This window comes from Neobacillus sp. BF23-41, from assembly GCF_041106275.1.
The window spans coordinates 43,394-68,105 of record NZ_JBGBPR010000022.1; the positions used below are offsets into that span (position 1 = coordinate 43,394).

Annotated in this window: 24 protein-coding genes and 1 pseudogene; 9 read left to right on the forward strand and 16 right to left on the reverse strand. The window is 35.7% G+C overall.

What is annotated here, in order from left to right; translation table 11 throughout:
* Nucleotides 1–7 precede the first annotated feature (7 nt).
* The 4 genes from AB7942_RS23845 to AB7942_RS23860 all read right to left on the reverse strand — a co-directional run bounded on the left by AB7942_RS23845 (nucleotide 8) and on the right by AB7942_RS23860 (nucleotide 6,571).
* Nucleotides 8–3,091, reverse strand: a complete 3,084-nt coding sequence (locus AB7942_RS23845; RefSeq protein ID WP_369448812.1) for a type I restriction endonuclease subunit R — start codon at nucleotides 3,089–3,091, stop codon at nucleotides 8–10.
* Complete coding sequence (locus tag AB7942_RS23850; RefSeq protein WP_369448813.1) at nucleotides 3,092–4,303, reverse strand: restriction endonuclease subunit S; 1,212 nt, start codon at nucleotides 4,301–4,303, stop codon at nucleotides 3,092–3,094.
* The gene (locus AB7942_RS23855) at nucleotides 4,300–5,886 is read right to left on the reverse strand and encodes a type I restriction-modification system subunit M (protein ID WP_369448814.1); all 1,587 of its coding nucleotides are present in this window, start codon (nucleotides 5,884–5,886) and stop codon (nucleotides 4,300–4,302) included. Before AB7942_RS23855 ends, AB7942_RS23850 begins: the two co-directional genes overlap by 4 nt.
* A gap of 130 nt (nucleotides 5,887–6,016) precedes the next feature.
* Nucleotides 6,017–6,571: a hypothetical protein gene (locus tag AB7942_RS23860; RefSeq protein WP_369448815.1), complete on the reverse strand. Its 555-nt coding sequence runs from the start codon at nucleotides 6,569–6,571 to the stop codon at nucleotides 6,017–6,019.
* A gap of 219 nt (nucleotides 6,572–6,790) precedes the next feature.
* Between AB7942_RS23860 and AB7942_RS23865 the strand changes: the two genes are divergently transcribed.
* Nucleotides 6,791–7,357, forward strand: a complete 567-nt coding sequence (locus tag AB7942_RS23865; protein WP_369448816.1) for a recombinase family protein — start codon at nucleotides 6,791–6,793, stop codon at nucleotides 7,355–7,357.
* A gap of 94 nt (nucleotides 7,358–7,451) precedes the next feature.
* Here AB7942_RS23865 and AB7942_RS23870 read toward each other — a convergent pair whose 3' ends face one another.
* Nucleotides 7,452–8,048, reverse strand: a complete 597-nt coding sequence (locus AB7942_RS23870) for a hypothetical protein (RefSeq protein WP_369448817.1) — start codon at nucleotides 8,046–8,048, stop codon at nucleotides 7,452–7,454.
* Nucleotides 8,049–8,591: 543 nt separating this feature from the next.
* On the opposite strand from AB7942_RS23870, the pseudogene AB7942_RS23875 reads away from it, so the two are divergent.
* A pseudogene (locus AB7942_RS23875) lies at nucleotides 8,592–8,764 on the forward strand (recombinase family protein); the annotation flags it as partial.
* 88 nt (nucleotides 8,765–8,852) lie between these two features.
* Here AB7942_RS23875 and AB7942_RS23880 read toward each other — a convergent pair.
* The 4 genes from AB7942_RS23880 to AB7942_RS23895 all read right to left on the reverse strand — a co-directional run bounded on the left by AB7942_RS23880 (nucleotide 8,853) and on the right by AB7942_RS23895 (nucleotide 12,245).
* Entirely contained in the window at nucleotides 8,853–9,377 is a 525-nt protein-coding gene (locus tag AB7942_RS23880; RefSeq protein WP_369448818.1) for a hypothetical protein, read from the reverse strand.
* A gap of 109 nt (nucleotides 9,378–9,486) precedes the next feature.
* A complete protein-coding gene (locus tag AB7942_RS23885) occupies nucleotides 9,487–10,305 on the reverse strand; it encodes an ATP-dependent DNA ligase (RefSeq protein WP_369448819.1) in 819 nt (272 codons plus the stop codon).
* 160 nt (nucleotides 10,306–10,465) lie between these two features.
* A complete protein-coding gene (locus tag AB7942_RS23890; protein ID WP_369448820.1) occupies nucleotides 10,466–11,254 on the reverse strand; it encodes a GIY-YIG nuclease family protein in 789 nt (262 codons plus the stop codon).
* Nucleotides 11,255–11,294: 40 nt separating this feature from the next.
* On the reverse strand, nucleotides 11,295–12,245 hold the full coding sequence (locus AB7942_RS23895) for a restriction endonuclease (protein WP_369448821.1): 951 nt from the start codon (nucleotides 12,243–12,245) through the stop codon (nucleotides 11,295–11,297).
* Nucleotides 12,246–12,636: 391 nt separating this feature from the next.
* Here AB7942_RS23895 and AB7942_RS23900 point away from each other — a divergent pair, with 391 nt between their 5' ends.
* Entirely contained in the window at nucleotides 12,637–12,894 is a 258-nt protein-coding gene (locus AB7942_RS23900) for a hypothetical protein (RefSeq protein WP_369448822.1), read from the forward strand.
* Between the two features lie 37 nt (nucleotides 12,895–12,931).
* Here AB7942_RS23900 and AB7942_RS23905 read toward each other — a convergent pair whose 3' ends face one another.
* Nucleotides 12,932–13,153 (reverse strand): hypothetical protein, encoded by a 222-nt coding sequence (locus tag AB7942_RS23905; RefSeq protein WP_369448823.1) that lies wholly within the window; start codon nucleotides 13,151–13,153, stop codon nucleotides 12,932–12,934.
* 413 nt (nucleotides 13,154–13,566) lie between these two features.
* On the opposite strand from AB7942_RS23905, the gene AB7942_RS23910 reads away from it, so the two are divergent.
* Nucleotides 13,567–14,613, forward strand: a complete 1,047-nt coding sequence (locus AB7942_RS23910; protein ID WP_369448824.1) for a tyrosine-type recombinase/integrase — start codon at nucleotides 13,567–13,569, stop codon at nucleotides 14,611–14,613.
* A gap of 43 nt (nucleotides 14,614–14,656) precedes the next feature.
* Here the strand turns inward: AB7942_RS23910 and AB7942_RS23915 are convergent, their stop codons facing one another.
* The 3 genes from AB7942_RS23915 to AB7942_RS23925 form a co-directional block, all read right to left on the reverse strand.
* Nucleotides 14,657–15,790: a hypothetical protein gene (locus AB7942_RS23915; protein ID WP_369448825.1), complete on the reverse strand. Its 1,134-nt coding sequence runs from the start codon at nucleotides 15,788–15,790 to the stop codon at nucleotides 14,657–14,659.
* Between the two features lie 74 nt (nucleotides 15,791–15,864).
* A complete protein-coding gene (locus AB7942_RS23920) occupies nucleotides 15,865–16,596 on the reverse strand; it encodes a DUF4145 domain-containing protein (RefSeq protein WP_369448826.1) in 732 nt (243 codons plus the stop codon).
* 77 nt (nucleotides 16,597–16,673) lie between these two features.
* Complete coding sequence (locus AB7942_RS23925; RefSeq protein WP_369448827.1) at nucleotides 16,674–16,940, reverse strand: hypothetical protein; 267 nt, start codon at nucleotides 16,938–16,940, stop codon at nucleotides 16,674–16,676.
* A 468-nt stretch (nucleotides 16,941–17,408) separates the two neighbouring features.
* On the opposite strand from AB7942_RS23925, the gene AB7942_RS23930 reads away from it, so the two are divergent.
* The 5 genes from AB7942_RS23930 to AB7942_RS23950 all read left to right on the forward strand — a co-directional run bounded on the left by AB7942_RS23930 (nucleotide 17,409) and on the right by AB7942_RS23950 (nucleotide 22,918).
* Complete coding sequence (locus tag AB7942_RS23930) at nucleotides 17,409–18,071, forward strand: hypothetical protein (RefSeq protein ID WP_369448828.1); 663 nt, start codon at nucleotides 17,409–17,411, stop codon at nucleotides 18,069–18,071.
* Between the two features lie 406 nt (nucleotides 18,072–18,477).
* Nucleotides 18,478–18,615 (forward strand): hypothetical protein, encoded by a 138-nt coding sequence (locus AB7942_RS23935; RefSeq protein ID WP_369448829.1) that lies wholly within the window; start codon nucleotides 18,478–18,480, stop codon nucleotides 18,613–18,615.
* 596 nt (nucleotides 18,616–19,211) lie between these two features.
* Nucleotides 19,212–20,711 carry a spore germination protein gene (locus AB7942_RS23940; protein WP_369448830.1) on the forward strand — a complete coding sequence of 500 codons (1,500 nt, stop codon included), beginning with the start codon at nucleotides 19,212–19,214 and terminating at the stop codon, nucleotides 20,709–20,711.
* 30 nt (nucleotides 20,712–20,741) lie between these two features.
* Nucleotides 20,742–21,830: a GerAB/ArcD/ProY family transporter gene (locus AB7942_RS23945; protein ID WP_369448831.1), complete on the forward strand. Its 1,089-nt coding sequence runs from the start codon at nucleotides 20,742–20,744 to the stop codon at nucleotides 21,828–21,830.
* Entirely contained in the window at nucleotides 21,827–22,918 is a 1,092-nt protein-coding gene (locus AB7942_RS23950) for a Ger(x)C family spore germination protein (RefSeq protein ID WP_369448832.1), read from the forward strand. The genes AB7942_RS23945 and AB7942_RS23950 overlap by 4 nt, the downstream gene beginning before the upstream one ends.
* A gap of 759 nt (nucleotides 22,919–23,677) precedes the next feature.
* Here AB7942_RS23950 and AB7942_RS23955 read toward each other — a convergent pair.
* From AB7942_RS23955 to AB7942_RS23965, 3 genes are read right to left on the reverse strand one after another with little or no spacing between them, the layout of a single operon-like run.
* Nucleotides 23,678–24,034: a hypothetical protein gene (locus tag AB7942_RS23955; protein ID WP_369448833.1), complete on the reverse strand. Its 357-nt coding sequence runs from the start codon at nucleotides 24,032–24,034 to the stop codon at nucleotides 23,678–23,680.
* Complete coding sequence (locus AB7942_RS23960) at nucleotides 24,021–24,356, reverse strand: hypothetical protein (RefSeq protein ID WP_369448834.1); 336 nt, start codon at nucleotides 24,354–24,356, stop codon at nucleotides 24,021–24,023. Before AB7942_RS23960 ends, AB7942_RS23955 begins: the two co-directional genes overlap by 14 nt.
* Nucleotides 24,349–24,624, reverse strand: a complete 276-nt coding sequence (locus tag AB7942_RS23965) for a hypothetical protein (RefSeq protein WP_369448835.1) — start codon at nucleotides 24,622–24,624, stop codon at nucleotides 24,349–24,351. Before AB7942_RS23965 ends, AB7942_RS23960 begins: the two co-directional genes overlap by 8 nt.
* Between the last annotated feature and the right edge of the window lie 88 nt (nucleotides 24,625–24,712).

The following is a 24,712-nucleotide window of genomic DNA, read 5'->3' on the forward strand; positions in this document are numbered from 1 at the left end:
GAAAGAACTACGCGAAATTCCTGGGCCAATCCTTGTATTGTTCTTTGGCTTGTTCCACCAGCGCATTTGTCAAAAACTTCAACTGTTCCCCACTAATTTTTTCTTTTATTAAGACCATCTTAACGGCTAGATTTACCTTTGAGAGAACATCCGAACGGTGTGGATTAGTCCAATCTACTTTAAACTCTTTTTTCATAGCTGCAAGCACCTTATGAACCAAGTTCGCTATAAAGTCGTTTGTAAATGCCTTGTTACCAAGGTTCTCGATAATATGATAAAAAGCTATCTCCTCATCTGAAAGACCAAGCTCGTCCTGGAAGCGCAACTCATTTTCCATTCCTTTTCGAACTTCCATCATCATTCTGATTAAGTCAGCAGCAGAAATAACTCGGTCATGATATTCGCTGATCGCCTTTTCCAGCGCCTCTTTTAAGGACTTCTGTTTTGGGTTAGATTTTTTAAGCTTTAACTTAAGTTCGTCATTGAGTAATTGTTTTAGTAACTTCAATCGAAGGTCTACGTGCTTTTTCTCGACCAAATCAGCCATAAATGCTTCATCTAAGATTGAAATATCGGGTCTTTCGATTCCTGCGACAGCAAACAGGTCAATTGCTTCTTTGGCTTCAATACTTTCGTTTACCAGACTAGTTACCTGGTTTTCTAGGTCTTTTTCTTTTTTTCGTGTTCTAACAGGACCTTCAAGAATTTTACGGACTTGGGTTGCTAAAAGTTGATAAAGCGTAATTTCATTTGAGAACTGACGCACCTTATCCAAATGTCTAACTAATTGGTGAGCTTTTTTAAGTTTCAACTGCGCCGTTAAAAAAGCTTCTTGACGCTCTCCTAATAGCCCGTTAACAAGTTCAGCGATAAAATCCTCTCTTTCAATCTTATCGAACGCTTTCCAGCTAATCACGTCCGTACCGTTTGGAATAAATTCACGAACAGTACTGAGATGTTCATAAAATATACTGAGAGCTTCTTCTATGTTTAGTGTTGGATTTCCTTTTCCTCCTCCACTGGTATATTTGTTTGTTGCTTCCTTTAAATTCTGAGCAATTCCAATAAAATCAACTACCACACCACCCTCTTTTCCTGGAAATACACGGTTCACCCTTGCAATGGCTTGCATGAGGGTATGCCCTTTCATTGGTTTATCCACATATAAGAATTTCATAGTTGGAATGTCCGTGCCGGTTAGCCACATATCACGTACAATCACCATTTTAAGAGGGTGATTTGGGTTCTTTAAATTCTCTTTAATGGTATCTTGTTCTTCTTTTGTTTTGATATGAGGGTATTCACTTCCAGGCTGAATAACCTTCCTCCACTCCTCCGGGTCCTTTTTCACATCACCAGTCATAATTATTTCAACCCTTGGACAATTCGGCAATTTTCTCATTTGGTCATATAAAGTTACACAAATTTCTCGGCTCATACAGACTATCATGGCTTTATCTTGAGGACTAGCTGCCTGTTTAAAATGATTTAAAATATCATTCGCTAGTCTTTCTAATCTAGGCTGAGTTCCTACTACACGTTCTAGTGCAGCCCATTTTATCTGAGCTTTAGTACGCCCATCATTGGAATCTGACTGAGAAATCAGTTTCTCAAAATCCTCGTCTAGTTGCGCATTTGTGTTATCCAGTGGGATTAAACGAGGTTCGTAAAAAATCTGGACTGTCGCCTTGTCCAGCACGGCTTGTAGCATATCGTAAACGTGAATGTAATTGCCAAATAACTCAACTGTATTTCGATCGACAAAATCAATAGGCGTACCTGTAAAAGCAATATGTGACGCATTCGGTAGCGCAGTTCGTAAATGCCCTGCAAAACCTCCTTCGTTATATTGGGTTCTATGAGCCTCATCAGATATGACAACAATGTTTCTGCGTTCCGAAAGAACCGGGTGCTTTATTTCTTTCTTAGATTCTTTATCATTTGTTTCTTCCGTCTTTAACCGGAACTTCTCAATTGTAGAAAAAACAATCTGCCCCGATTCATTTTTCAATAACTCACGTAGCTGGTCAGCGCTTTCTGCATGATGAATGTTTCCAACTAGATTTACGCCCATTTCAAATGTATCGTGCAACTGTTGGTCTAAATCAGCTCTATCTACTTGTATTACCACGCTTGGATTCAACATTTCCGGATTATTAATTAACATTCCAGCAAAGAACATCATTGAGATACTCTTTCCGGAACCTTGTGTATGCCAGATGACGCCGATTTTCCGGTTTCCTTCTGGGCTTGTTGCTCGAATTGTTTCATGTACGGCAAATCTTACACCGAAAAATTGATGATACTTTGCGCCGATTTTATATCTTTTTTCTCCATCTTTCATGTAAACCAAGAAGTAGCGAATGTACTCAAGAAGTCGTTCTTTCTGGAACATACCCTCAATAAGGGTTTTCATAGTATTAGCAACATTGTTGTCGACTGTTCTCCCGTCAATTGACTTCCATGCTGCAAAATATTCAATCGGCGCACCGGGAACGCCGTGTAGTGTCTCTAAGTTGTCGGAAATAACAGAAAAGGCATTGTAAGTGAATAGTTGAGGAATATCATTGGTGTAGTTTGTAATTTGAGTGTAAGCGTCATCCACGTTCGCCTGGTCGTTATAAGGGCTTTTCAATTCAAAGACTATTAACGGTAACCCATTTATGTAAATAATAACGTCCGGGCGTCTAGAAAAGCGTCCCTCTATTGCCAGCTGATTTACCACTAAGAAGTCGTTCGCTTGATAGTTGTCCCAATTAATCGGAAAAACATGTTCAAACTTGCGCTCTATTCCCTCTTCCCAGGAAAAAGTGAAACCTTTAGTCAGCATTTCATGGAACCGTTCATTTCGCTGCTGATTTGTTACGCCGTCCGGATTCATAAACAAAGACGTTAAGATTGGAACCTGTTCAACTGGGAGCGAAGGATACTTCCTTCGCAAAAACCCCTCTAAACGGTCACGCAATACTACATCACGTACACTTTCTCGCCCACTAAACAACTCTGTTGCATGGAGGTAGTTGTAACCAATGCGCCTTAGTCGCTCTATGGTCGTTTCTTCAAAATCAGATTCATATAAACTACTTGCCAATTAAAGCACCTCCTCGACTTGTTTTTCTGCTTCTTTAAATTCAATTTCACCCGAGATTAGGCGTGGAAGTAAGTAATCACGGGTTCGTCTTAAAGTTTGATTTTCAATAGTATTTATTCTTACTTGATAAAACCAATTATTAGTTATCTCTTGAAACCTTCTCATTTTATCTAGGTCTAAGTCTGGCATTTCATACTCTAGCAGTACGCTGTTTTGTATTCTTTGTCGTCCAGAAGTTCCAACCATACTTTGTTTTGCAAATTCATGGAATTTAGGGTCTTTAACTAAGCAGTACAAAAACTGTGGACAGCTGTGTTCATTTGATCTAAAAACGAGAAATTCAGTGGACCCAAATGCGACTTCACCTTCATTTAAAAAATCTACGTATGCTGATTTCCCGTTTTCAAGGCACGGAGTTATTCTCGCTAATAAGACATCCTCATTTATGAATTTTGTTCCTGACTTATACTCCTTCCTAATAATATCTTCATCAGAAACACTCATTTGATTTGTAGGTAGTGCCTTCATATCTACAAATTTAAAAACTGTTCCTTTTTTTACTGTTATACTTGGATTTAAAACGATATAGTCTTTAAGCTTCTTAGTTTGGTCGGTTTCAACTAACTCATTAAACCAATGCCTATATAAGGTCATTGACATGTCTTCTAGAGTTTGATTCATTGAATCATTAATAAAAATCTTCTTATCCAAATCACTTAAAATATTGGTTATTCTCTCTTGAATTTTAATTGTTGGTACTTTTATTTTAAATTTTTTTAAATCTGGAATCCTAATATTACTAACAACAGACCCTGTTCCTTCATGCATTCTTATTTGGTTTTGAAGATACGGCGCTAAAAGAGAATAATACAAAAAATCTGGAAGTATTATTGATTTATTTGCTTTTAGTTGAAGCATTCTTTGACCTAAGAAAAATTTTTCATTAGACTTAATAATTCCAACTTCCCCCATCGGCGCTTCTCTAGTTAAAATTACATCATCTTTTTCCAGTTTTCCTCTGACTGACCATTCCTCATAAATCTCCTCTGTAACGAACCTAACATTTTTATTATCTATTTCTCCGTTCCTTATGTTAGAAGTCCTAAGCATTTTATATGGGGTAACATAGTTCACGGTCGGAGCTGTTTTATGTTGGCAATCAGTGATACTACATACCTGATCCAATGTATACTCTTGCCACTGTATACTCATAGGAGCCCCTCCAAGTTATGCATAATCCTTTCCTGCAAACGATTCGATTCATCAAATTGTTCTTGCAGTGTTGTTATCAATGCTCCCATCCTTTCTTCAAATGGGACATTATCTGTTTCAACCTCTTCGGCTCCAACATAAATTCCAGAAGTAAGTTTATAGTCATTTTCTCTAACCTCTTCAATTGAAGATACTCTACAAAACCCTTGAATATCTTCATATTTACCTTCGCCGGTTTTATATGCATGATACATAGATGATATCTCATTGATTTCCTCTATTGTCAAAGCCTTCTGTCTTCGGCTTACCAGCGTTCCCTTCTTACGTGCGTCAATAAACAGAATTTCATTTTGCCTTTCCCTAAAGCCTTTTTCTCCTTTACGGTTCTTACTTAAAAAGAACAAGCAGCAAGGAATCCCTGTCCCATAAAAGAGCTTTTCCGGAAGCTGTACGATACAATCTATAAAATTATCGTCTATTAGCTTTTGCCGGACTTCTTTTTCTCCAGAAGTATTAGTAGTCATTGCACCATTAGCCATAACATAACCTGCTGTTCCACCTTCAGCTAAATGCCATAGGAAGTGCTGTGTCCACATATAATTGGCGTTACTGTTATTTACAGCTTTATCGTACTCAACAATTAAACGAGGGTCCTGTTTGGATATTCTACCAGCTCCCCAATCCTTCATATTAAAAGGGGGATTTGCAATAACATAATCGAACTGCATAGGTTGGAAGGAGCCATCCTCATTTTTGATAATAAATTGGTCATCAAGTAGCGAGTTCCCTAAGCGAATATCAGCATTAATTCCGTGCATTAGAACATTCATCTTTCCTAATCGAAGAGTCATATCCACATTCTCCTGCCCATGAAAAGACAATGAATGTTTATTCGGAGTGTAGTCCTCTGATTGAACAAACATACCACCACTTCCACACGCCGGGTCAAACAATGTACCAGAGATTGGCTCTAACATTGCAACGAGTAGCTTTACAATGGAAGCTGGTGTAAAAAACTCCCCACCTCTTTGTCCTTCACTTGAAGCAAATTCTGAAATGAAATAAATATATGTTGCGCCAAGAACATCAACTGCTTCACTGCTTGTTGTTCCGAATACATCCCTTGAAAATACTTCTATTAACCCGGAGATACCTTCTGCTGGAATGTTACTTGCTTGATAGATATTCCGAGGTAGAACCCCTTCAAGTTCCGTATTAGCCTCTTCAATTTGCTTCATTGCGTCGTCCAAAATCTTCTTAATTGTGGGCTGTTTGGCATTTGAAACAATATGTGACCAATGCGCTTTAGTTGGGAGGATATATACACGTTCTGACCTGTACTGATCCTCGTCAGAAAGAATCTCTTCCCTCATTTCCGGGTCTTCCATATACCAATCACTGTTAGGATCGCTAACCAGCGCAAGAAGCTCCTCACGGCGTTTCTCATACCGTAAAGAAAGATAACGAAGGAAGATTAAAGGTAATACAAAGTTTTTATATTCCGACGGTGCAACACTGCCACGGAGTTTATTAGCTGCGTCGAATAAGTCTGATGTAAAATTTATGTCTGCATTTAATGCCATATGTATAGAACCTCCACCAATTTTTGTTACTACTTTTCTCTTTCCGAATTTTGTAAACTAGTCCATCTTTACTATACCAAAAAAACTGTTGTTAGTACTATTATTTCAATCCTTTGTTAGTAGAAGCTTCTTAATCCAAACTATCAAATACAGACCTCAAGTCACCATATAAAATAGGCGCTGAAACTTTTTTTAGTGAAGATAGAGCAATTGTCTTTTGGCTGGAAAATTGACTGTTCAGCGTATTTGTTAAAACAATATAAAATTCCCATTGGCTAGTGTCCAATGGATCAACCATTTCTGGATTCTCTTCTTTTAAAAGACAAAAGACATATATATCTGCGTTCCTGGCTGCGTCTGGGCTATATGTATTTGTTTCATAGTCATACTTCTTTTTATGCCCGATACTGAAACTAATCTTCGAAGGTGTTCCGTTGTACCAAGCTTGAATGTAAGCTGCTGATTTTACTTCCACTTTTTTATCTTTATATTGCAAGTCAAAGGCGTCCCATTCAATTCTTGATTGATTTAATGCTCCAATTGCTGCGCCTACCAGAAATTCTGCAAATACTCCCCTCAACGAGTTAGTAAGTATATCCGAATATCCCCACTTCCAAAAATCTAAGATTGTCAGCTCTGTACCTTTTATCTTGGTATTTGGTTCAAGAGGAAATTTATTTTTCAAAATGATCCACTCCTTGTACACTATGCCTCTTTATTTAACTTTCCATATAAAGAACGAAAAAATCATCAATCTAAAATTCTTAAAGGTATAAGTTTTGTACAGCCACAAAAACATACAAAAATGTTGCTGTTTTTGCTGTTGCTATTGTCTAGAAGTTAGTCTAGAATAAAAAGTACAAAAGATATAAGACTTTTAGACAACAAGAGAGGAAGAACAACTATGGCAATCATTGGTTATGCACGGGTATCAACCAAAGACCAGGACTTAGAGCTGCAAATTGACAAATTAACTGAATACGGTTGCGAGAGAATTTTTATGGAAAAACAAAGTGGAGCAAAAAGTGAACGTGAGGAACTTGCGAAGGCTATGGATTATTTAAGGGAAGGCGACAAGCTAGTTGTTTACAAATTGGACCGGCTAGCCAGGAGCACCTTCGATTTACATAAAATCACAAAGGATCTGCAAAGTAGAGGAATCTCCCTGGTGTTCATTAAAGAACAAATTGATTTTTCAACCCCAGCTGGGAAACTTATGTTTACCATGTTAGGAGCTATTGCTGAGTTTGAACGTGACCTAATAGCCGATAGAACGGCAGAAGGTCGTGAGAGAGCGAAAGCACAAGGGAAACACATGGGGCGTGTTGGGAAGGCTGAGAAGGACGTTAAGAAGGCGTTAAAGCTCTATTCCGAAAGAGAATCAAACAGATTGAGCATCAATGACATTGTAAAAATGACGAGCGTTCCCCGGTCTACAATTTACGCTAAGGCTAAGGAGCAAGGATTATGATGGATTACCTTTGTAATTGAAGAATCACGTAAACTGAGCTTGGAGTAATTCCAAGCTCTGCAATATTACTGCTCGTTGCCTATAATGGTGAATTTTAGAATATTTTACCTAGTAAAGCTCCAAAAGGAAGCCGTTTAATGATTTCTTTTAATCCTGTCCATACTTTTGAAATGGTTAATTTTTTTGACAATAGCTTTTCTAGCTGATCACGATTATAGCTCCCTTTTTCCTCTAGAGTTTTTACAGCATCTGTTGCAATTGTTATAATTTCTTCAATTGATTTATATGCAGTTTCAATACTTTCTGTATTTATTTTTGCTTTATGATAATAAGAGTACTCTACTCCCTCTTCAGTACTATTTACCCCAAAAAGCACAAAACGGGGAAGTTCTCTACTATCTTTAATATCAAATAGTGAGAATAATTCTTCGTTTTGTCTCGGTTCCACCCATATAGGCAACATAAAAGACATTTCACCAGGGCGTGGTTTTGGGTATCTTTCAGTTCCTTTAAATAACATTGTCGCAAAAATATCTAACTCTTCTCCAGACCTCAAATTAATAGCCTCATAATAGGTTTCATTTTTTAACATATTAATTAAAGTAGGATCTTTTTCTGTGAATAATAAAATTCCATATAGTTTATTTTGATTATTTGGTGCAACTACTTCTTCAATTTTTTTCCTTAACATAAACTACTCCTTTTTTAGTTTCCAATAATAATTTATTTTTTTTAATGCCATTAAATAATTCGCCATATTAAGCCGGTTTCCTGCTAACATTTTCCTATTTTTCCGTTTTTATATATTTTTAGATTAACATTTAACTCTGCCCTATTTAATCTAATCCCACTTTCAAACCGGCTTGAGTAATTAGTTTACACTCCTTCACAATTTCATATATGTATCATAGTAAAAGGATGGAACCATTACGATTCCATCCATAAATTTCTTTCACTTTAAAATCCATTCCACAAAGGAAGGCAGTCGAAGCAACCCACTTTAGTGAGGTTCCGATACTTTACACGACACAAGATCGGCTCGATAAAAATAAAATTATCATTCTCTGATATGATTTGCTGCTACCTGTATTGGCTCTTCAGTCTGCCGGTGTCAAAGATTCCATTGGACACTGTATAAAAGCCCTTCAATTAGTGAGAGGGCTTCACCATTTAATCTTCCTACACATCATCCATAAGTTCTTCAATTTCTTGCCTTAGTTTAGTTTCCTCTTAAGCCCCGGGCAAACACATGGGACGTATAGGGAAGGCTGAGAAAGACATTAAGAAGGCTTAAAGCTATATATGGAAAGAGAATCTAATGGTCTGAGCGTCAACGATATTGTTAAAATGACAGGTGTCCCACGGTCTACAATCTACGCAAAAACTAAAGAGAAAGGTTTAAGTTGAGAAGAGGTCAAAATAATGTATTTTGTATCAATTGTATGTAAAAAAAGAAGGGCTCGGAATAAACTCCAAGCCCGTAACGCTCCAACACCTATTTAAGTCTCCTACGCCCTTTAAACCTCGATCTATATCTTGATTTTCGCTTATTAACTTCCTCTTCATTTGAATTTGTAACGAATAGTTCACCAATTCTCCCAGCAGAGATAAACAATGTCGATAAAACAAATAGTCCATAACTAATTATTTTGGCAATTTCTTCTTGTTTTTTAACATATTCTGATGAAACTTCTAAATCGACCAAATCATTATACCACCTGTCATGTTGTTCCTGCAGAGAACCAATGTCACCATCTTTTATATAAGCTATCTTTTTATCTTCCAGAAACCACAAAGCATTCAATTTCTCATCTAAAATAAGATAATCACTTCCAGTCGACATATCATTCGTCATATTCGCAACAGCAGTCCATAAAATAGAGGCTATAAGTATTGTATAGCCAATTATTTCAATCTTTCTTGCAAGATTTGAACGCCATTTTATCAAAGTTACTAACAAGTACATGATTACGACTGCTATACATAAAAGAATAATAAACGTAAATATAATTGCACCCATTTTTAGTCCTCCAACACTTTCAAAAAACTTTTTTACCAATATATATAATCTATCATAAAGAAGGATGAAATCTTTACGATTTCATCCTTCTAGATTCATTATTTTTTTATTACCACTCCACAAATGATGGTATCCGGAGCAACCCAGTTTTAGTTAAGTTCCGGTACTTCACCCGGCATTTGAATGGCTCGATAAAATTAAATTTTTCATCCTCTGAAACAATTCGTTGCTGCTGGTAAAGGCTCTTCCGTTCAGCTGGTGGCATGAACTCCATTAGTCCAGCTGGTTTACCATCCAGAAAGCTTAGTAGAAGCCCAAATTCGCCCTTTCTAAGCCCAGTGATACAAACGTCCTCATACTGGTAATTAATCACCTTGAGCCATGCCTGGCTGCGTTTACCGACCTCGTATCGAGAATCCTTACGCTTTAGGACTATTCCCTCCAGCCCTTGCTTCTGTACCAAATCAAAGTAGGCAGAACCATGACCTTCAATATATTTAACCTTTGCGATTAGACTAGTATCCTGGGAGATAATTTCTTCTAGCAGCTGCTTCCTATCTATTAACGGGAGCCGTGTGACGGACTTCCCTTTATATTGAATAACGTCGAATACAACATAACTTAACGTTCCATTTTCTATCACGTTTCGTTTAGACATGAACCGGCTCATCATAGCTTCAAAGTCTGGCTTTCCTGTTTGGTCTGTAACAAGAATCTCACCATCTAATACAGTACTGTCTGGAATATCTATCGTCAATAGTTCTGGAAACTTAGCAGTTACATCATTGTTATGCCGGGTGTATAGTCGAACCTTGCTATCAATCTTTGACAGTATGAGCCGAATACCATCCAGCTTAAGTTCCGTAATATATGATTCATCATCAAATGGCTTGTCAACCTTTTGTAATAACATCGGTGAAACAAACACATAAACCACCTCATGATAATTGTACGACAGAACTATGCACCATTCATTGGTAATTAATTGTTATTTGTGGAAATTATCCCTAAGACACAGTTCTAGAAAAATAAAAAATGAACATCGGAATGATGGTCATTCTTCTTGAATTATATCTATAGAAATTTATCTATGTATTTAAAAATTCATCTAAACCATGAATAAAAAGTGTCTCACGTAACTTCGGATTAGCAGGGTCCATAATGAATTTACGCAAAAAAGTTTCTAAAGGCAAACCATCAATCGATTCAACTCCAAGGTCTTTGGTCTTTAAAGATATGTCCCTTGAAAAAGTCCTAAAATCACTTTCATTACCAAATTTTGCGTTATGAATCTTCCATATCATTATTTCAACCGGATCTGTTTTATAAAACTCAGCTTCTTCTTCGATAAAGAAGAGCAGATCTACCTCGTCCCCATCCACTGAGCAAACTAATTCCTCAAGGTGTTCTTCCAGATATTGTTTTGCATATTTAAACGAGTTGTGACCATTAAATTCACAATAAATGTTAGGTTTCTTATTAAAAGGTGTCTCAAACTTTAACATATAAAATAATTCATAAATACGTCTATCGAGAGAATTACATTCATAATATTCAACACGATAAAAATATTTCTTTAACTCTGCATAATCTGTATTTTTTGTGGATCCTCCCTTTAAATGTAAAGCTATTTCTTTTTTAATTCTCCTATACTCACCTTTTGTTCTACCATCATTATGTTGTTTTATTCGATTCTGTAAGTCATGTGACTCCCCAACATAAAGGGGTATATCTATTCGTGAGTAAATGATATAAAACCCTGATGTTTCTTTTGGTATATCTTCGAACTGCCAAATAAAACAGGACTTAAATAAGTTTTTAGAAATAGGTTTAATCGAGATTCCGGGAGAAGTATAACTAGTTATAGTGTCATGCATTGCAGTTCCTCCATATTTCTATTTTTTACAAATTAATATATTATAAATATTCAGGTATTTCAGCTAGTTGTCTTAATCTCTCAGTTTGTTCACTCGTCCTGTTTTTTACAACAAATTGTGAGACCAGCAAAATAAATTGCTTTAATTTTTCATATGGTATATCCGAATATATATCCTCGCCATCCCTTATCCGGTTCATAACTGCCATAATCCAATATAGATAATGATTAGGAATCATAATATCTGATATGTCCTCCCATTTAGTGATAAATCCTTTCTGTATATAATATGTTTCTAAGATTTCATCACAGCTTCCCTTACACGCAAAATAGATATTTTCATATTTACATATTTCATAATCATGTTTTTCTGCAAAATCAACATCTTCCACAAAACAAATAAGAGATAATTGCATTGCCTCTTTTGTAAGAAGGTCTTTTCCACATCTTTCGCATCGGAGAGGCTCATATTGATCAAATAAATTAGAAGGTTCATTTTGCTCCAATTTCCAACTGTTATATGATAAAGGGAAATATCTTCGAGCAATACTATCAGCAGCCTCATTATTTACAAGTAACTGTGCTTCTATTCTTTCTTGGTCAAAAATCATAATTTCAAAATTTGATTTAAGAGCACTAATTTTCCTTCCCAATGGGGAGCTAATTATAGTAGAGTAAAATCCCAAGAATCCGTTCGCGTTATGTGCTCTTACACGATCACTAATATCTGCCTCATCGGCATCGTTTACAGACTGTCCCGAGTGAGCCTTATGTTTACAACTTACAAGCCACCTCACTTGAGTAGTTGCTAAAATCCCTGTCCGTTTTTCTATAACAATTAGATCTCTTCCACCATCTTGTCCACGATCAGGTCCAGTTTCTACTTCAAACCCAAGCATTTCTAAGAAATCTCTTGCAAAAAGTTCGAATGTATCTTGTTCTCCGTTAGTAACATTCGCTCTTGGAATTTCTTTAAAATCTAAAATTGGCAATTTAATTACTCCTTTTTAATAATTAATTTAAGGTTTATTGTCTTAAACAAATTCATTCCCTTTAGATTGTATAAAGGTTAAACAAAAATTTCCACCAATATTTATCAAAATAAAAAACGAATGATACGGTAAATCCATACCTTTTATTTAAGAATGCCTGGAATTTGTTTAATCTGCTGTAGATTAAGAAAGAAAAAGAAGAGGCAAACAATAAATCGTAAGATAATCCTCATGCATCTATGTTGACGACAGCTTTGTATTTTCCCTTATTACTTTTAATTACGTTCGTAGTAGAAGCTTTAATGACATGTGAACGATTAATGTATATTTTTAATTTTTTAAGTATTCTTACCTTCCTATGTGTATGTTTAAAAAAGAAAGGGGGTGTTTTATGGGGAGGGAAAAAGTGCAACCTCATTGTATGGTTTGTAAAAAACCTTTCAAAAGAAATGATATGGTTCACACTGATACCATGTTTACACAAATACAGCATGTAAAATGTTTTATATACAACCCGGAGTTCATTAAGGATACAGGGACTTATGAAGAAATAGTCAACAAATATCTTAACTACCAAAAGAATTTTATCGTGTCGGATAACCCAGTTACAAATGTAACAGTAGTTTCAGCATTAAAAGGCAATAGGTAAAAATAAAGGGGATTCAGTAAAGCATCTGAATCCCTTTTTATTTATGATAGTTCCCGGTATAACGCCATCTGCCGTTCTCAATATCCGGCAAAATGCCCCATATGTATTCTTTTAGTGCTTCCGGCAGGTCGTCCTTTTCATGCTCGTCTAGTGTGAAATAAATAATTTGTGGGGCTGTTGTATCCATTACTTGGACTTGAATTTGTGATTGACCTTTTATATCAGTAACTTTTCTTGTCAGCATAATATGATAAGACATGACATCACCTCAAATAGATTATACCAAAACATATGTTCTAGTTGTGTGATAGTACGATAACTATTTACATTGAGACTATTGACATCTACTACTTTGTTATCAATAATAGTGTATGTAGGACTTACTACATACTAGGCTGTAGGAACTATATTCACACTTTCAGTCATACAAACCCTTTTAAATCAAGGAATATACATAAATAGCAAAAAGCAACAGTTTCCTAAACTGTAGGTCGGAGGTTCGAATCCTCTCTGGGACATTAACCCTTATAAACACTGATATTATCGCATTTCTGTCGGATTTAACTTTCCGGTAAGAGGTACATAATATCAGTGTTTTTTTATGCACTGTAGGACTTGTATAAATGTGTATATAGGACACTTCAGGCCTCTCAAAAGGAGGATTTTCAAGGAATGGGACGTAAATTTATTGCAGAAAGAGGTCCTAAAGTCTCTAAGGACCGACAGCCTAACAATGACCGAAAGACTCGTGATGTCCGGTATACACTTGATGAAGCGGTCGAGATTTTCATTCGCGCAAAGGAAGCGGAAGGTATTCGATCCAGCACAATCAAGGGTTATAATGATACTGTTAGGTACTTTAAAGATTGGTTAAGCGCGAAAGTACACTTTATCGACGATATAAGCGCTACAAATATAAGGGAATACATTAACTACCTACGAACTGAAAGGCTGCCCTATCAAGGCGATACTCAACGTGAAGGAACAACGAAAGGTTTATCCGTTTATACAATCAATATTCGATTAAGGAACTTGCGCACTATATTTCGATTCTTATCCACGGAAGGAATCATTAGGGCCAATCCGACAAGCAATATCCCACTTGTAAAGGACGATGCTCACGAAGAGGTTCAAGGGCTTACCGACTTGGAAGTTGATGCTATTTTGGCTTCATACGAGGACAAGCTCTTTGCACAATGGAGAGACAAAACTTTGGTCCTTCTATTAATGGATACTGGCCTTCGAATTAATGAAGCTCTTTCGCTCGCTGCAGATCAGATTGACTTCAAAGAACTGGCTATACTCGTTCCCTCTCAAATTGCAAAGAACAGGAAGCATCGAGAGGTTCCAATAAGTCGCGAGGTTGCTAAACGATTAAGGCAACTCCTAGATGAGACTCAACAGTACTTCGGAGACGATTGCCAGTTGTTTATGAACGCTTATGGAGAAGATTTTACTGCTGATGCTTTCAGGAGAAGATTAAATCGACTAAAAAAGAGGCTCGATATTCCTAAGCTCCATCCTCATATGTTTAGGCATACATTCGCTAGGAACTACATTCTAAATGGTGGAGACATTTTTACTTTACAAAAAATCCTTGACCATGCGGATATTCAAACCACCAGAAAATATATACAGATGGACAAAGAACACCTTCGACAACAACATAATAAATTCTCGCCCGTACGAAGATTGTTTAATAAGAATAAGGGACTTTAACAAATTATAAAACCACCAATCCTAGACTGGTGGTTCTTTGTTCTTACTTTAATTTTCCGATTTTTTCCTTAGCTGCTTTTATGTTTAATACAGATATTTTTTCTTTATTTGCAAAAATAGGTGTCTCAAAATACTCCCACCATAACAAGATCTTCTCATCACTAGGCAGCATGGTATCAATATTAATAACAAAATCCACACACGTCTGCAAATAAGAAGTAACATCATCTAGTTTAATGTTAATAAGTGGTTGCAATTCAGCTATTTTATTTGAGTTATCCACGAAGGCGGAAGTATGAACAAGTCGATTCCTTATTTTCAATATTTCTTCATAATTCTCAAATAATTGTTGTATGCCTGCATCATCCCGAATATTGGTATGAACTTGAAAAATGAGATCTTCTACTATTTGGGTGTCCTGAATGTACCCTTTCAAATTAAACACTTTACTTTGTTTATTATATTTTTTCTCTTGTTTCATATTGTAAAAGTAATAATACAGATATGCTTCCACAAAGTTAACAGATAGGATAACTAATGTTCTAAGACTTGCTGAATAAGAATAATCCAATTCTCTCCACTCAGGATTTTGGCTAGTATTTTCTTCTTTTTCAGCTAATTGTTTCGCTTTTTCATACTTTAATATAAAATCATTCCAAAGGTTAATTAAATCTAAGTAATTAAAGAACTCTGGAAATGTTGGTACAATTGGTTGTTGTTTAAAATTAATATCAACCCAGTGATGGTCCTTTAATACATTCCCTTTTAATTCTTTTATTAGCGCCTTAACATCAATAATATTTTTTACTTCAGAGATCAGGTAAAGCGTTTTTTCGTTTTCTTTATATGAATTAAGATAGTCACGGAAAAACTTAATAATCATGTCCACTTGACTATCACGATCAGGAGTAATAAATTGGCTTTCTCTTAGTTCCCCAATTACTCTCTGTTTCATCTGCGCGTAGCCCGGACCGTCTTGATTAGGAATTAATTCCGGCGTGACAGACATGAATTTTGCTTGGCCATATGTCCAGCTAGATAGATAATCACCTTTAACAATTATTTCTTTAAAAATGCCACAAAGCATATATTTATATACAGGTTTTGTATGTTTACGAAACTCCCTAATTTTTTCACTGCTACACATTTCAATTAGTTCATCTATATCAGGATGCATAATTTCCACTCCATATTTCGATTGTTAGAAGATACCACATTAAAAAGCACCCGAAGGGTGCAAAGGTAAAAGTATTAATCTTTTTGTGGATCGGAGTCTACTAAAACTATTGCCTTTCCTTTATTGATATTTTCACTAGACTTTTTACCAATCCTATCCTGAATATGTTCAATTTGTTTGGGAAGATTGTACACATAATCTAAAATTATTTTCGTGAACTCAACCATTGAAGGTACAAGGTCGTTGCTATACTTTTCCTCATCTGCATGTGCAGCTGCATTTCCTATTTCCCTTAGAACACTCGCCATATCATTTAGAATTGGTGGCAAAACACCTTTATCAGATAATGCTTTCAACATTGAATAAAGGTTCTTGCCTTCTTCACCTTTATCTTTACACATCATTTCAAGTGTTCTACGTATTGCTATAGCACATATCGCACCATCAATCTGTCTAACTTTTAATGCAGCTTCGAATGCTCCTGCTACGCTCATTGGAATATAATTTTCCTCAATTGTCTTAAATGGGTATAAAAGCTCTTCATTAATTATTGGTTTCCCACCTATTTCAGTTTCTTCGCTATTATAATTAACATATTCCAAAGTAACATTGATACATACTGGGCATAAGAATAGATGCCATTCTTTTATAAATCTAATACCATGTACTGGTTTAAATGGGTTATAAGAATAGTCCCAAATATCCTCATTTTCTTCATGTGTATATGCAGCCACATCTTTCATTACTGTTTTGTAACCACAATGATGGCATGTTAAAACTTTTTCGTTTCTTACTGTAACTGTCATTGTCTTTTCCCCTTTATCTCTTACTATATTTCGACAAAAGGATATATTTTCCTTCTTTTATATACAAATAATTTAACTCATGCTAAATCAGAAACATCATAACTGCTGTTTTCATTTATTTGTACAAAATCATGTTTAGTCAAATGCGGATATTCTGATGGATCAACTTCTCGAAGGAAACTGGATTTAGCATTAGAAGTCATAATAGTCCACTTGCTCGTTGAAAGTGCACCATTAGAATATCGCTGTATTCTCTCCTCCATGTGCTTCATTGATTTTCCTTTTAAATAAAATTCATCTGTTGAATCATCATTAAATGTTACATATAAAACAAAATACTTCATCAAAACACCTCCGTATTAGAAAGTTCGACAAAGATTGACTTTCGCCTTTTGACAATATTGTGAATTCATCATGAAGTCCATTACCATTTCTATGAAAATTTAAAAGCAGCTGCTAAGTAGTTATAAAGTAGTTAATCAATTAGCCTCTTTTCCTGTTTCTATCTGGCATAGGCTAAAATACATCAAGATGTCTTGCACAATTGCCTTGGAATGTCTTTAAAGTATTCAGCTACAAATTATACCGGTTTATGTTAAAGGGCATTTAGAGGCCTTGTACTCGATGCAATAAAGTACAATTATTATTAACTCGGATATGCCTTTGCCAGATGAATGTCACAAGGGCCTAGGGGCTACCTACCTCAAAAACATCTAAATCAACGCTTACTAATACCGAAAGAATCGATAGAAGTTCTTTTCTCGATAGATTATTCTAAAAATAACAAATAAAGAGACGAGGCTGATATGAATATGAACGACAAAATGTTAACAAAGGAAGAATTTATTCACGCTAATCAAGAAGATTGGATTAAAGCAGGGGAAATATACAAAAAGGTTAGACTTGCAAACGGGCTTCCAAGAAGAAAAGTTAGCGGTATCCTACAAATATCTGAAAGTAAACTCTGTAACTTTGAACACGGGCATCCCGTAAAAGAAGTAAATTTATTAAGAGCTGCTTTAAGGTTATTTTATAAGGAACTCGATCAAAAATCATATAAAAAATTACTTCAATACGAGGATGTCAAAAAGTATCTAATTGTTAGAAAATTAAGGAATGAAGTTTATTTTGAGGATTATGATATTTATCCTAATTTTGGAAATTCTTCCTTCGGAGGTTCTAGTGTTCCTCCTTCCTTTGGGAATTCAAGTTTTGAATCAGCAGACAAAGGCTTTGGGAATTCAAGTTTTGAATCAGCAGACAAAGGCTTTGGGAATTCAAGTTTTGGTTCAGCAGACAAAGGCTTTGGGAATTCAAGTTTTGGTTCAGCGGACAAAGGCTTTGGGAATTCAAGTTTTGGTTCAGCGGACAAAGGCTTCGGCGATTTTGATTCACAAACAAGGGCTTTGGCGATTCAAGTTTTGGTTCAGATTACAAAGGCTTTGGAAACAACAATTTTGGAAAATCCTAAGTAAAATAAATTCATCTACTTTATCGATTTATTTTTATTGATTAATTCATAGTTACAAAGGCAAAGTCTGCCTATAATTCCTCTCCTTGATCTGGAGGGGATTTTTTGTTTGTTATTAAATGAAAGTAAGCTACCTAATCAACTATGTAGAATTACGCTTGCCGTTGGACCTCCAATTTAGAGGTGTAGATTAACTGATGTGGTATGAGTTGAACTATCGTCTTTCATCAGATAACCTGAAGCAAAACAATTCAAACAGTTATTAAGCGGAAAATTAATGGTACAGGCATATTTGGTATTTGTTCAGCATAAACTTTAGCAAGGAGCGTCGCGTTGCAGCGGAAGCTAAAGTTGAGATAGCTTATACAATACTACTTCAAATAATCAGGAGTATTTTCGGAGGACATCAAATGGCAAATAAAAAAGTAGTTAAATTTACACATGAATTTGTAGGCGAAGGTGAAGAGGAGCTTATTGAGATACTTAAGAGGCAATTCGTCAGATTTGTTAATACACAAAAAGGATTTTCTTACTTGAAACTGAAATAAATTAAAAAAGATGCCCAATAAAAAGGACAGCGTCATACGTATATTAAATAAATCAGGGAGAAGAGTCTTATTTTCTCCCTTTTCCTGATTCAAGAAGTTATTACGACTCTCCTCTCCCTTCCTCTTCATCCATCATACCTTAGAGCATCTTCGCAAATTCATTAAGCTCTGATTAACTTCCGATGGTAACTCAGGCTTTTATAGTGCAAGTGACATTTTTTTCGACCTTTGGATAAATACAGAAGTATAAACATTAAACATAAATAATAATGAGGAAAAAGAAAAAGCCCTGCTATTTAAAAGGGGCTGGGTAATCAGTCTATTTTTAAAGTATCAGCATAATCATAAGATTTATTTTCTCTATCTTAACAAAAAGGACCTATATGGTCCTATTATAGCCTTATTGAAGTAAAGCACCCGTTAGCGTAAGTATATTCCTTCACAACTTTGCAAGATTTATTAACCTCTTTTCCCTGCTAGGGAATCACAGATTGTTCAATGAGGAAATGGCTGACCATGAGAATTTATAAATGATATGAATAGTCTTTATTTTTTAGCATACTACTAAGATAAAATACGGTTTATCAGGTGAGAATATGAGACACGAACGGTTTGGAAAACAGAGTGAGCAACAAGCGATGACCATCTCAGCTAATTTACAGGAGTTAAAGAAATCGACAGACTTTCTTATTTACCATCAAGAAAAAAAACCACAGCCTTATTCTATTAGTTATTATAAATCATTAATCGACCCTGAAATCTTGCATCGGGACATTCTTCCCTATCTGAATAGCGAATCCGTTACTTCTCTGAGCAAATTATGCGAACAGATACCAATCACTGATAAAAAGATCTCCTGCGACTGGAAAGAAATAGAAGAAAAGATCTTACGGGGAAACGTATTGATTCAATTTAGCGAGCATGAATGCCTCTTAGTTGAGGCAGCCTTGTTTGAAGGACGTGAAACAAATGCACCAGAGGTCGAATTTAGTGTAGTGGGACCAAAAGAAGCTTTTGTAGAATTACTTGATCGAAATATGAATCTGATTCGTAAACGCTTGCCCACTCCCAAACTTAGATTTAAGGAAATTATTATTAGTGAGCTCTCGAAAGTAAGAGTAGTGATTTGCTATATCGATGGTATTACAAACGAAGAATACGTCAATACCATGACCCAAAGGCTAATGGACATTGAATTTGATTTCATTATGGATAGTACCATGTTAATTCAAATGATTGAGGATAATTCTAAATCTCTGTTTCCTCAATTAGTTGAAACTGAGAGACCGGACCGTGTTGCTTCCTTACTGGCATATGGGCAAGTTGCCGTACTAGTGGATGGATCTCCAAATGCGATTCTCGGTCCAGCACCTCTAGCGGGGTTTTTTGTGGCATATGAAGATTACTATCTACCTTGGAATATGGCTTCGTTTTTCAGGCTAATACGTATATTTGGCGTAATATTTTCTATTGTTGCTACTTCCTTATACATTGCGATATTGACATACCATTCTGAAATTATCCCCAATAATTTACTGAAAACAATAATATCATCAAGGGTAAATATCCCTTTTTCACCTTTTGTTGAAGTGATTATTATGGAACTATCCATTGAGTTGCTACGTGAATCCAGCATACGGTTACCTTTAAGAGGAGGACAAACAATCGGTACCGTTGGAGGCATTGTGCTTGGTACGGCAGCTGTCCAAGCGTCTCTATCTAGCAATATCTTACTGATTTTGGTGGCTTTATCAGCTTTAGCTTCATTTACCACTCCTCTTTATAGGATGAGCAATACTATTCGGGTCCTTCGTTTTTTCTTAATCATCACCGCACAAGTATGGGGACTTTTGGGGATATTTATTTGCGGAATGTTTATCCTTTGTCATTTGTTACGGTTGAAGTCACTTGGTATACCTTATTTGGTTCCCTTTTATCCGCTTCGTACAACGGACTTTGAAGATTCTCTGGTGAGAACTCCCTACTCCCACTTTTCTCTTCGCCCAGGCTTCTTTCGAACTAAGAATCCTAGGGCGTTTGATGGAAAAAATGCCAAAGCAAAGAAAGATAAAGTAAGGATTGATGTCGATGAATAACATGCTTAGCACATTTAAGGTACATAAACAATGAGCGTACATATAAACGAGCGATTTTTGGTGTCGCCTTTTCTAGCATTTTTTATTATTCACAGTATACAGTTTGGACTGGGTTATCTCTCGTTTCAAAGAGGGCTTGTCCAAATAGCCGGGCAGGATGCTTGGGTTGCTGTGTTGATAACCGGGATTAGCTTCCATATCATTATATGGATGATGTATCAAATACTCGATACTTACCAAGGCGATCTTGTCTATATTCACCGAAAACTTCTAGGCAAATGGATGGGAGGGTTACTGAGTATTTTTTTCATTGTATATTTGCTCTTACTTGGTAGTACAGTTTTACGAATTTTTATTGAGCTTGTCCAGGTATGGGTGTTTCCCGAGTTAAAAACTTGGGTATTGGGGTTAGTTCTGCTTGCTCTCGCTTATTATATCGTTTCAGGAGGGTTTCGGGTTATTGTAGGGGTTTGCTTTTTTAGCCTTCTTAATTATATTTTATTTTCTATTTACGCTTTATTTACGAAGGATTTTCATTTTAGTAATTTAACTCCAATTCTCCAACACTCAATCATAGACATTGTTAAATCGACAAAGCACATGGCATTTTCTTATCTCGGTGTGGAAATTTTACTTATGTGCTACCCTTTTATAAAAACACCAAATAAATCAAAAAAGTGGGTATATTTTGCCAATATAGCAACAACTATACTTTATCTTATCACAGTTATTCTTACATTGGCTTTTTGCACCCAAAAACAGATAATCAAAGAAATTTGGCCTACTTTGGCATTCTTTAGATTTGTTCAATTGCCTGCGGTCGAACGCTTTGAATTTATTGGGATATCATTTCAAATACTACGGGTTTTTCCTATTTTAAGTTTATCGCTTTGGGCTGCTAGTCGCGCAACAAAGCTTTTGTTTACAGTAAAACAATATGCCGTTATCCCAGTGTTTTTGCTCACAATCTTTATTATAATATGTCTATTGTCAGATCATCGAAGTATCGAAACTATATCTTCTTTCGTGTCAACTGCTGGATTGTACCTAGTGTATATTTATATTCCTTTTTTATATATTTTGCATATTTTCAGAAAGAAAGTAGGAAGCCTGACATGATACGGATAATCATCTTCTTGCTGGCTTCTTGCCTAACATTATCTGCTTGTACTCAAAAAAAGATTGTCGATCAAATTGCATTGCCTATAGTAATGGGGATTGATAATACCAAAAACCATAAACTCCAATATACAATAGCTGTTCCTATTTTTCAGTCCAATCAATCTGTCTTAAACACTACATATACATTTTCGGACTACACATTGAAAAACTCTCACCAGATGTTGCAAACAGAGAATAGTAAACCAATTACCACCTCAAAAATATCAGTTGTTCTTTGTGGTAAAGACTTGGCTAAGGATGGTTTAATGAGAAGCATGGATACGATTCTACGCGATCCTAAGATGTCACGTAAAATTTTTTTAGCGATCGTTGACGGGCAGGCAAAAGATTTACTGGAATCAGATTTCAGCTCGAACGAGGAAAAAGGAATCTTTTTAAATCAGATGATTAAGGGTAACATCCAAAACGGCTATCTTCCCGAAACCCACCTGCATCAGTTTGAATATGCTTTGCTAGGAGAAGGAATGGATCCGTACTTGCCACTCTTTAAAAAGTATAAAGAACATACAAAAAAAAATAAGGAGCGTATAAAAATTTCTGGCTTAGCTTTATTTAGAAAAAACCAATATGTAACAACACTCCCTTTGAAACAAATGCCGGTCTTTCGATTAATGGTTGATGATGCTAATAATGGTATCCATCAAGTAAAAATGAAAAATCATTCATACGCTGCAGTGAGAAACCAAGGTTCGAAAGTTCGCTATGAAATTAAAGGCAGTTCAAAAAAACCTGGGATAACAATCAATTTAACATTGAATGGAACAGTTACAGAATACTCAGGTTTTAACCTAACGGAAAAAAATCGATTGTATCTCGAGAGAAGCTTCGAGAAGCAGATTACTAATACAGGAAAGTCTTTATTACATACATTTCAAAAACTACAGATAGATCCCCTCCAAATAGGGGATTTTGTTAGAAGTCAAACACGAGATTGGGAGGCTCATAAATGGCACCAGAATTATCCTGACGTGCCAATTCATCTTAATGTGGATGTGCATATTCAAGAAATTGGAGCTACCCAATAAACAATTGTCTCTGGTGCAAAGATTGTATTTATTTGAAAAACGGAAGCAACATTCGTCTCGTTCGAGAAGAAAGGAGTTTTTTTCATATAGTCTTCTCCCTTCTCCTTTTAAAAATTGTTTTACTTTTTGTAGTGAAGAGCCATGGACGTTGTTTAGTGCTCAAGAATTCTCACCAGCATCATGGCCAAATTTTACAAAAGGTAAGTAATGAAGTTACCATATTACACCACTCTATCATTACTATAAGTATTAAATTTTATTTAAGATTCTTCCTCCATTAAATGGCCTGATTGTTGAATAAAAGCTAATGACGATTGTTCAACTAAACTGCCAGTTAGTTTAAGTAGAAACCTTCACAATTTCTTACTTATTTTACATAAATAACTTAAATTTCCTTTTTGAAAAATATAAGAAAACCCACCTATTTTACGGAAATTCCACTTTTAAGGGTATGAGAACTTCCCTTTCAACGGTTACGAATGAAGTTAAAGCCAAAGCTGAATAGATTGTTTCTTTTGGGCCTTCGAAGCTTTGGTGTTTTTAATCCATTGATCCTGTCATCACGCCTAAGGATTAGGTGACTTAAGCAGCTTGTTTATTGAATTTGTCGAGAATGTTTATTGCTTTTGTAAACTCAACAAGGTCTAATGAATCAACATCAAATTTTCTGCCTATACGTCGGGCATTTGAATCAGACACATTACTCACTTCCTTAGATTTTAATATAATAAAAGGAACCTTTGCGGCTCCTTAAATTGGTTAATTATTAATATTTTTCGGATGCTCAAGATCAACGAGAGACAAAGAGCCGTGTTCTAGTGTAGCCTGTACGTTAAATTCCTTGAAATAACTCATAAAGGAATCGGTTCGATCATAATTCTTGAATATTTCATAAAATCGGGTTGGCTTGATTTGAGCTGTGATAAAGAAATCATGTTTGGGAGGAAATTTACCGTTTATGGAAATGCCATTCCATTTACCATCCCATGTGTAGTAACGTTTTAGGTAGGTGACTAATCCCTTGACAATTACCTTGTCCGTTAATTCCCTGTCATGTGTACTTGCGGCATCGCCATACCGTGTGTATTCTATTCCCAAGAATTTATTTAAGGGCATTTGCAGCTTCCTCCAATTCGTTTATATCTATGTCAGGGAATGATTTTATGAAATTCTGCAAGACGATTAGCTCCGGCTGAGTAAGTTGTTTACCTGCTGCTTTCTTTTTTACAATTTCTAAAATGCCTTGTCTAACAAAGCTCTTCATTAAAGGAGTTGCTTCCGCAGATTCTAACTTTTCTATGCCTTCGAGGAAATTGTGATCAGTTTCATCTCCAGCTGTTAGCCAGTTTAAGTCCTCGTTTTCATTTTCTTTCCTTGCAAGTACATGATTGGTTTCTAATTTTTCGATTCCGTCTAACCAATCCCAATTTTTAGGCATAATTTTTTTCCTCCTGTATTCCTCGGTATTCTTCTGCTTGATAAACAAACGATTTGAGGTTATTGATTTCTTTTAAGTAAATATTGCTTCTATTTAAAGCTTCAATGACTTCCCTATCACGAGAACGTACGTATATATTCGTCTCTGAGCATCGGATCAAATCGGCGATTTTTTTAAATGATAAAGAAGATTGATTGATATGCCATTCTCCGATAACATTTCTTATTATTCGATCGATGAATTCCTTCTTACCTAATCTTTCAGCCACGTTATCACCTTCGATTTATTAGTGCTTACATATACCATTAATACGGAATAAGCTCACTTTTTTCTCGCTAACATCACGAAAAATGAAA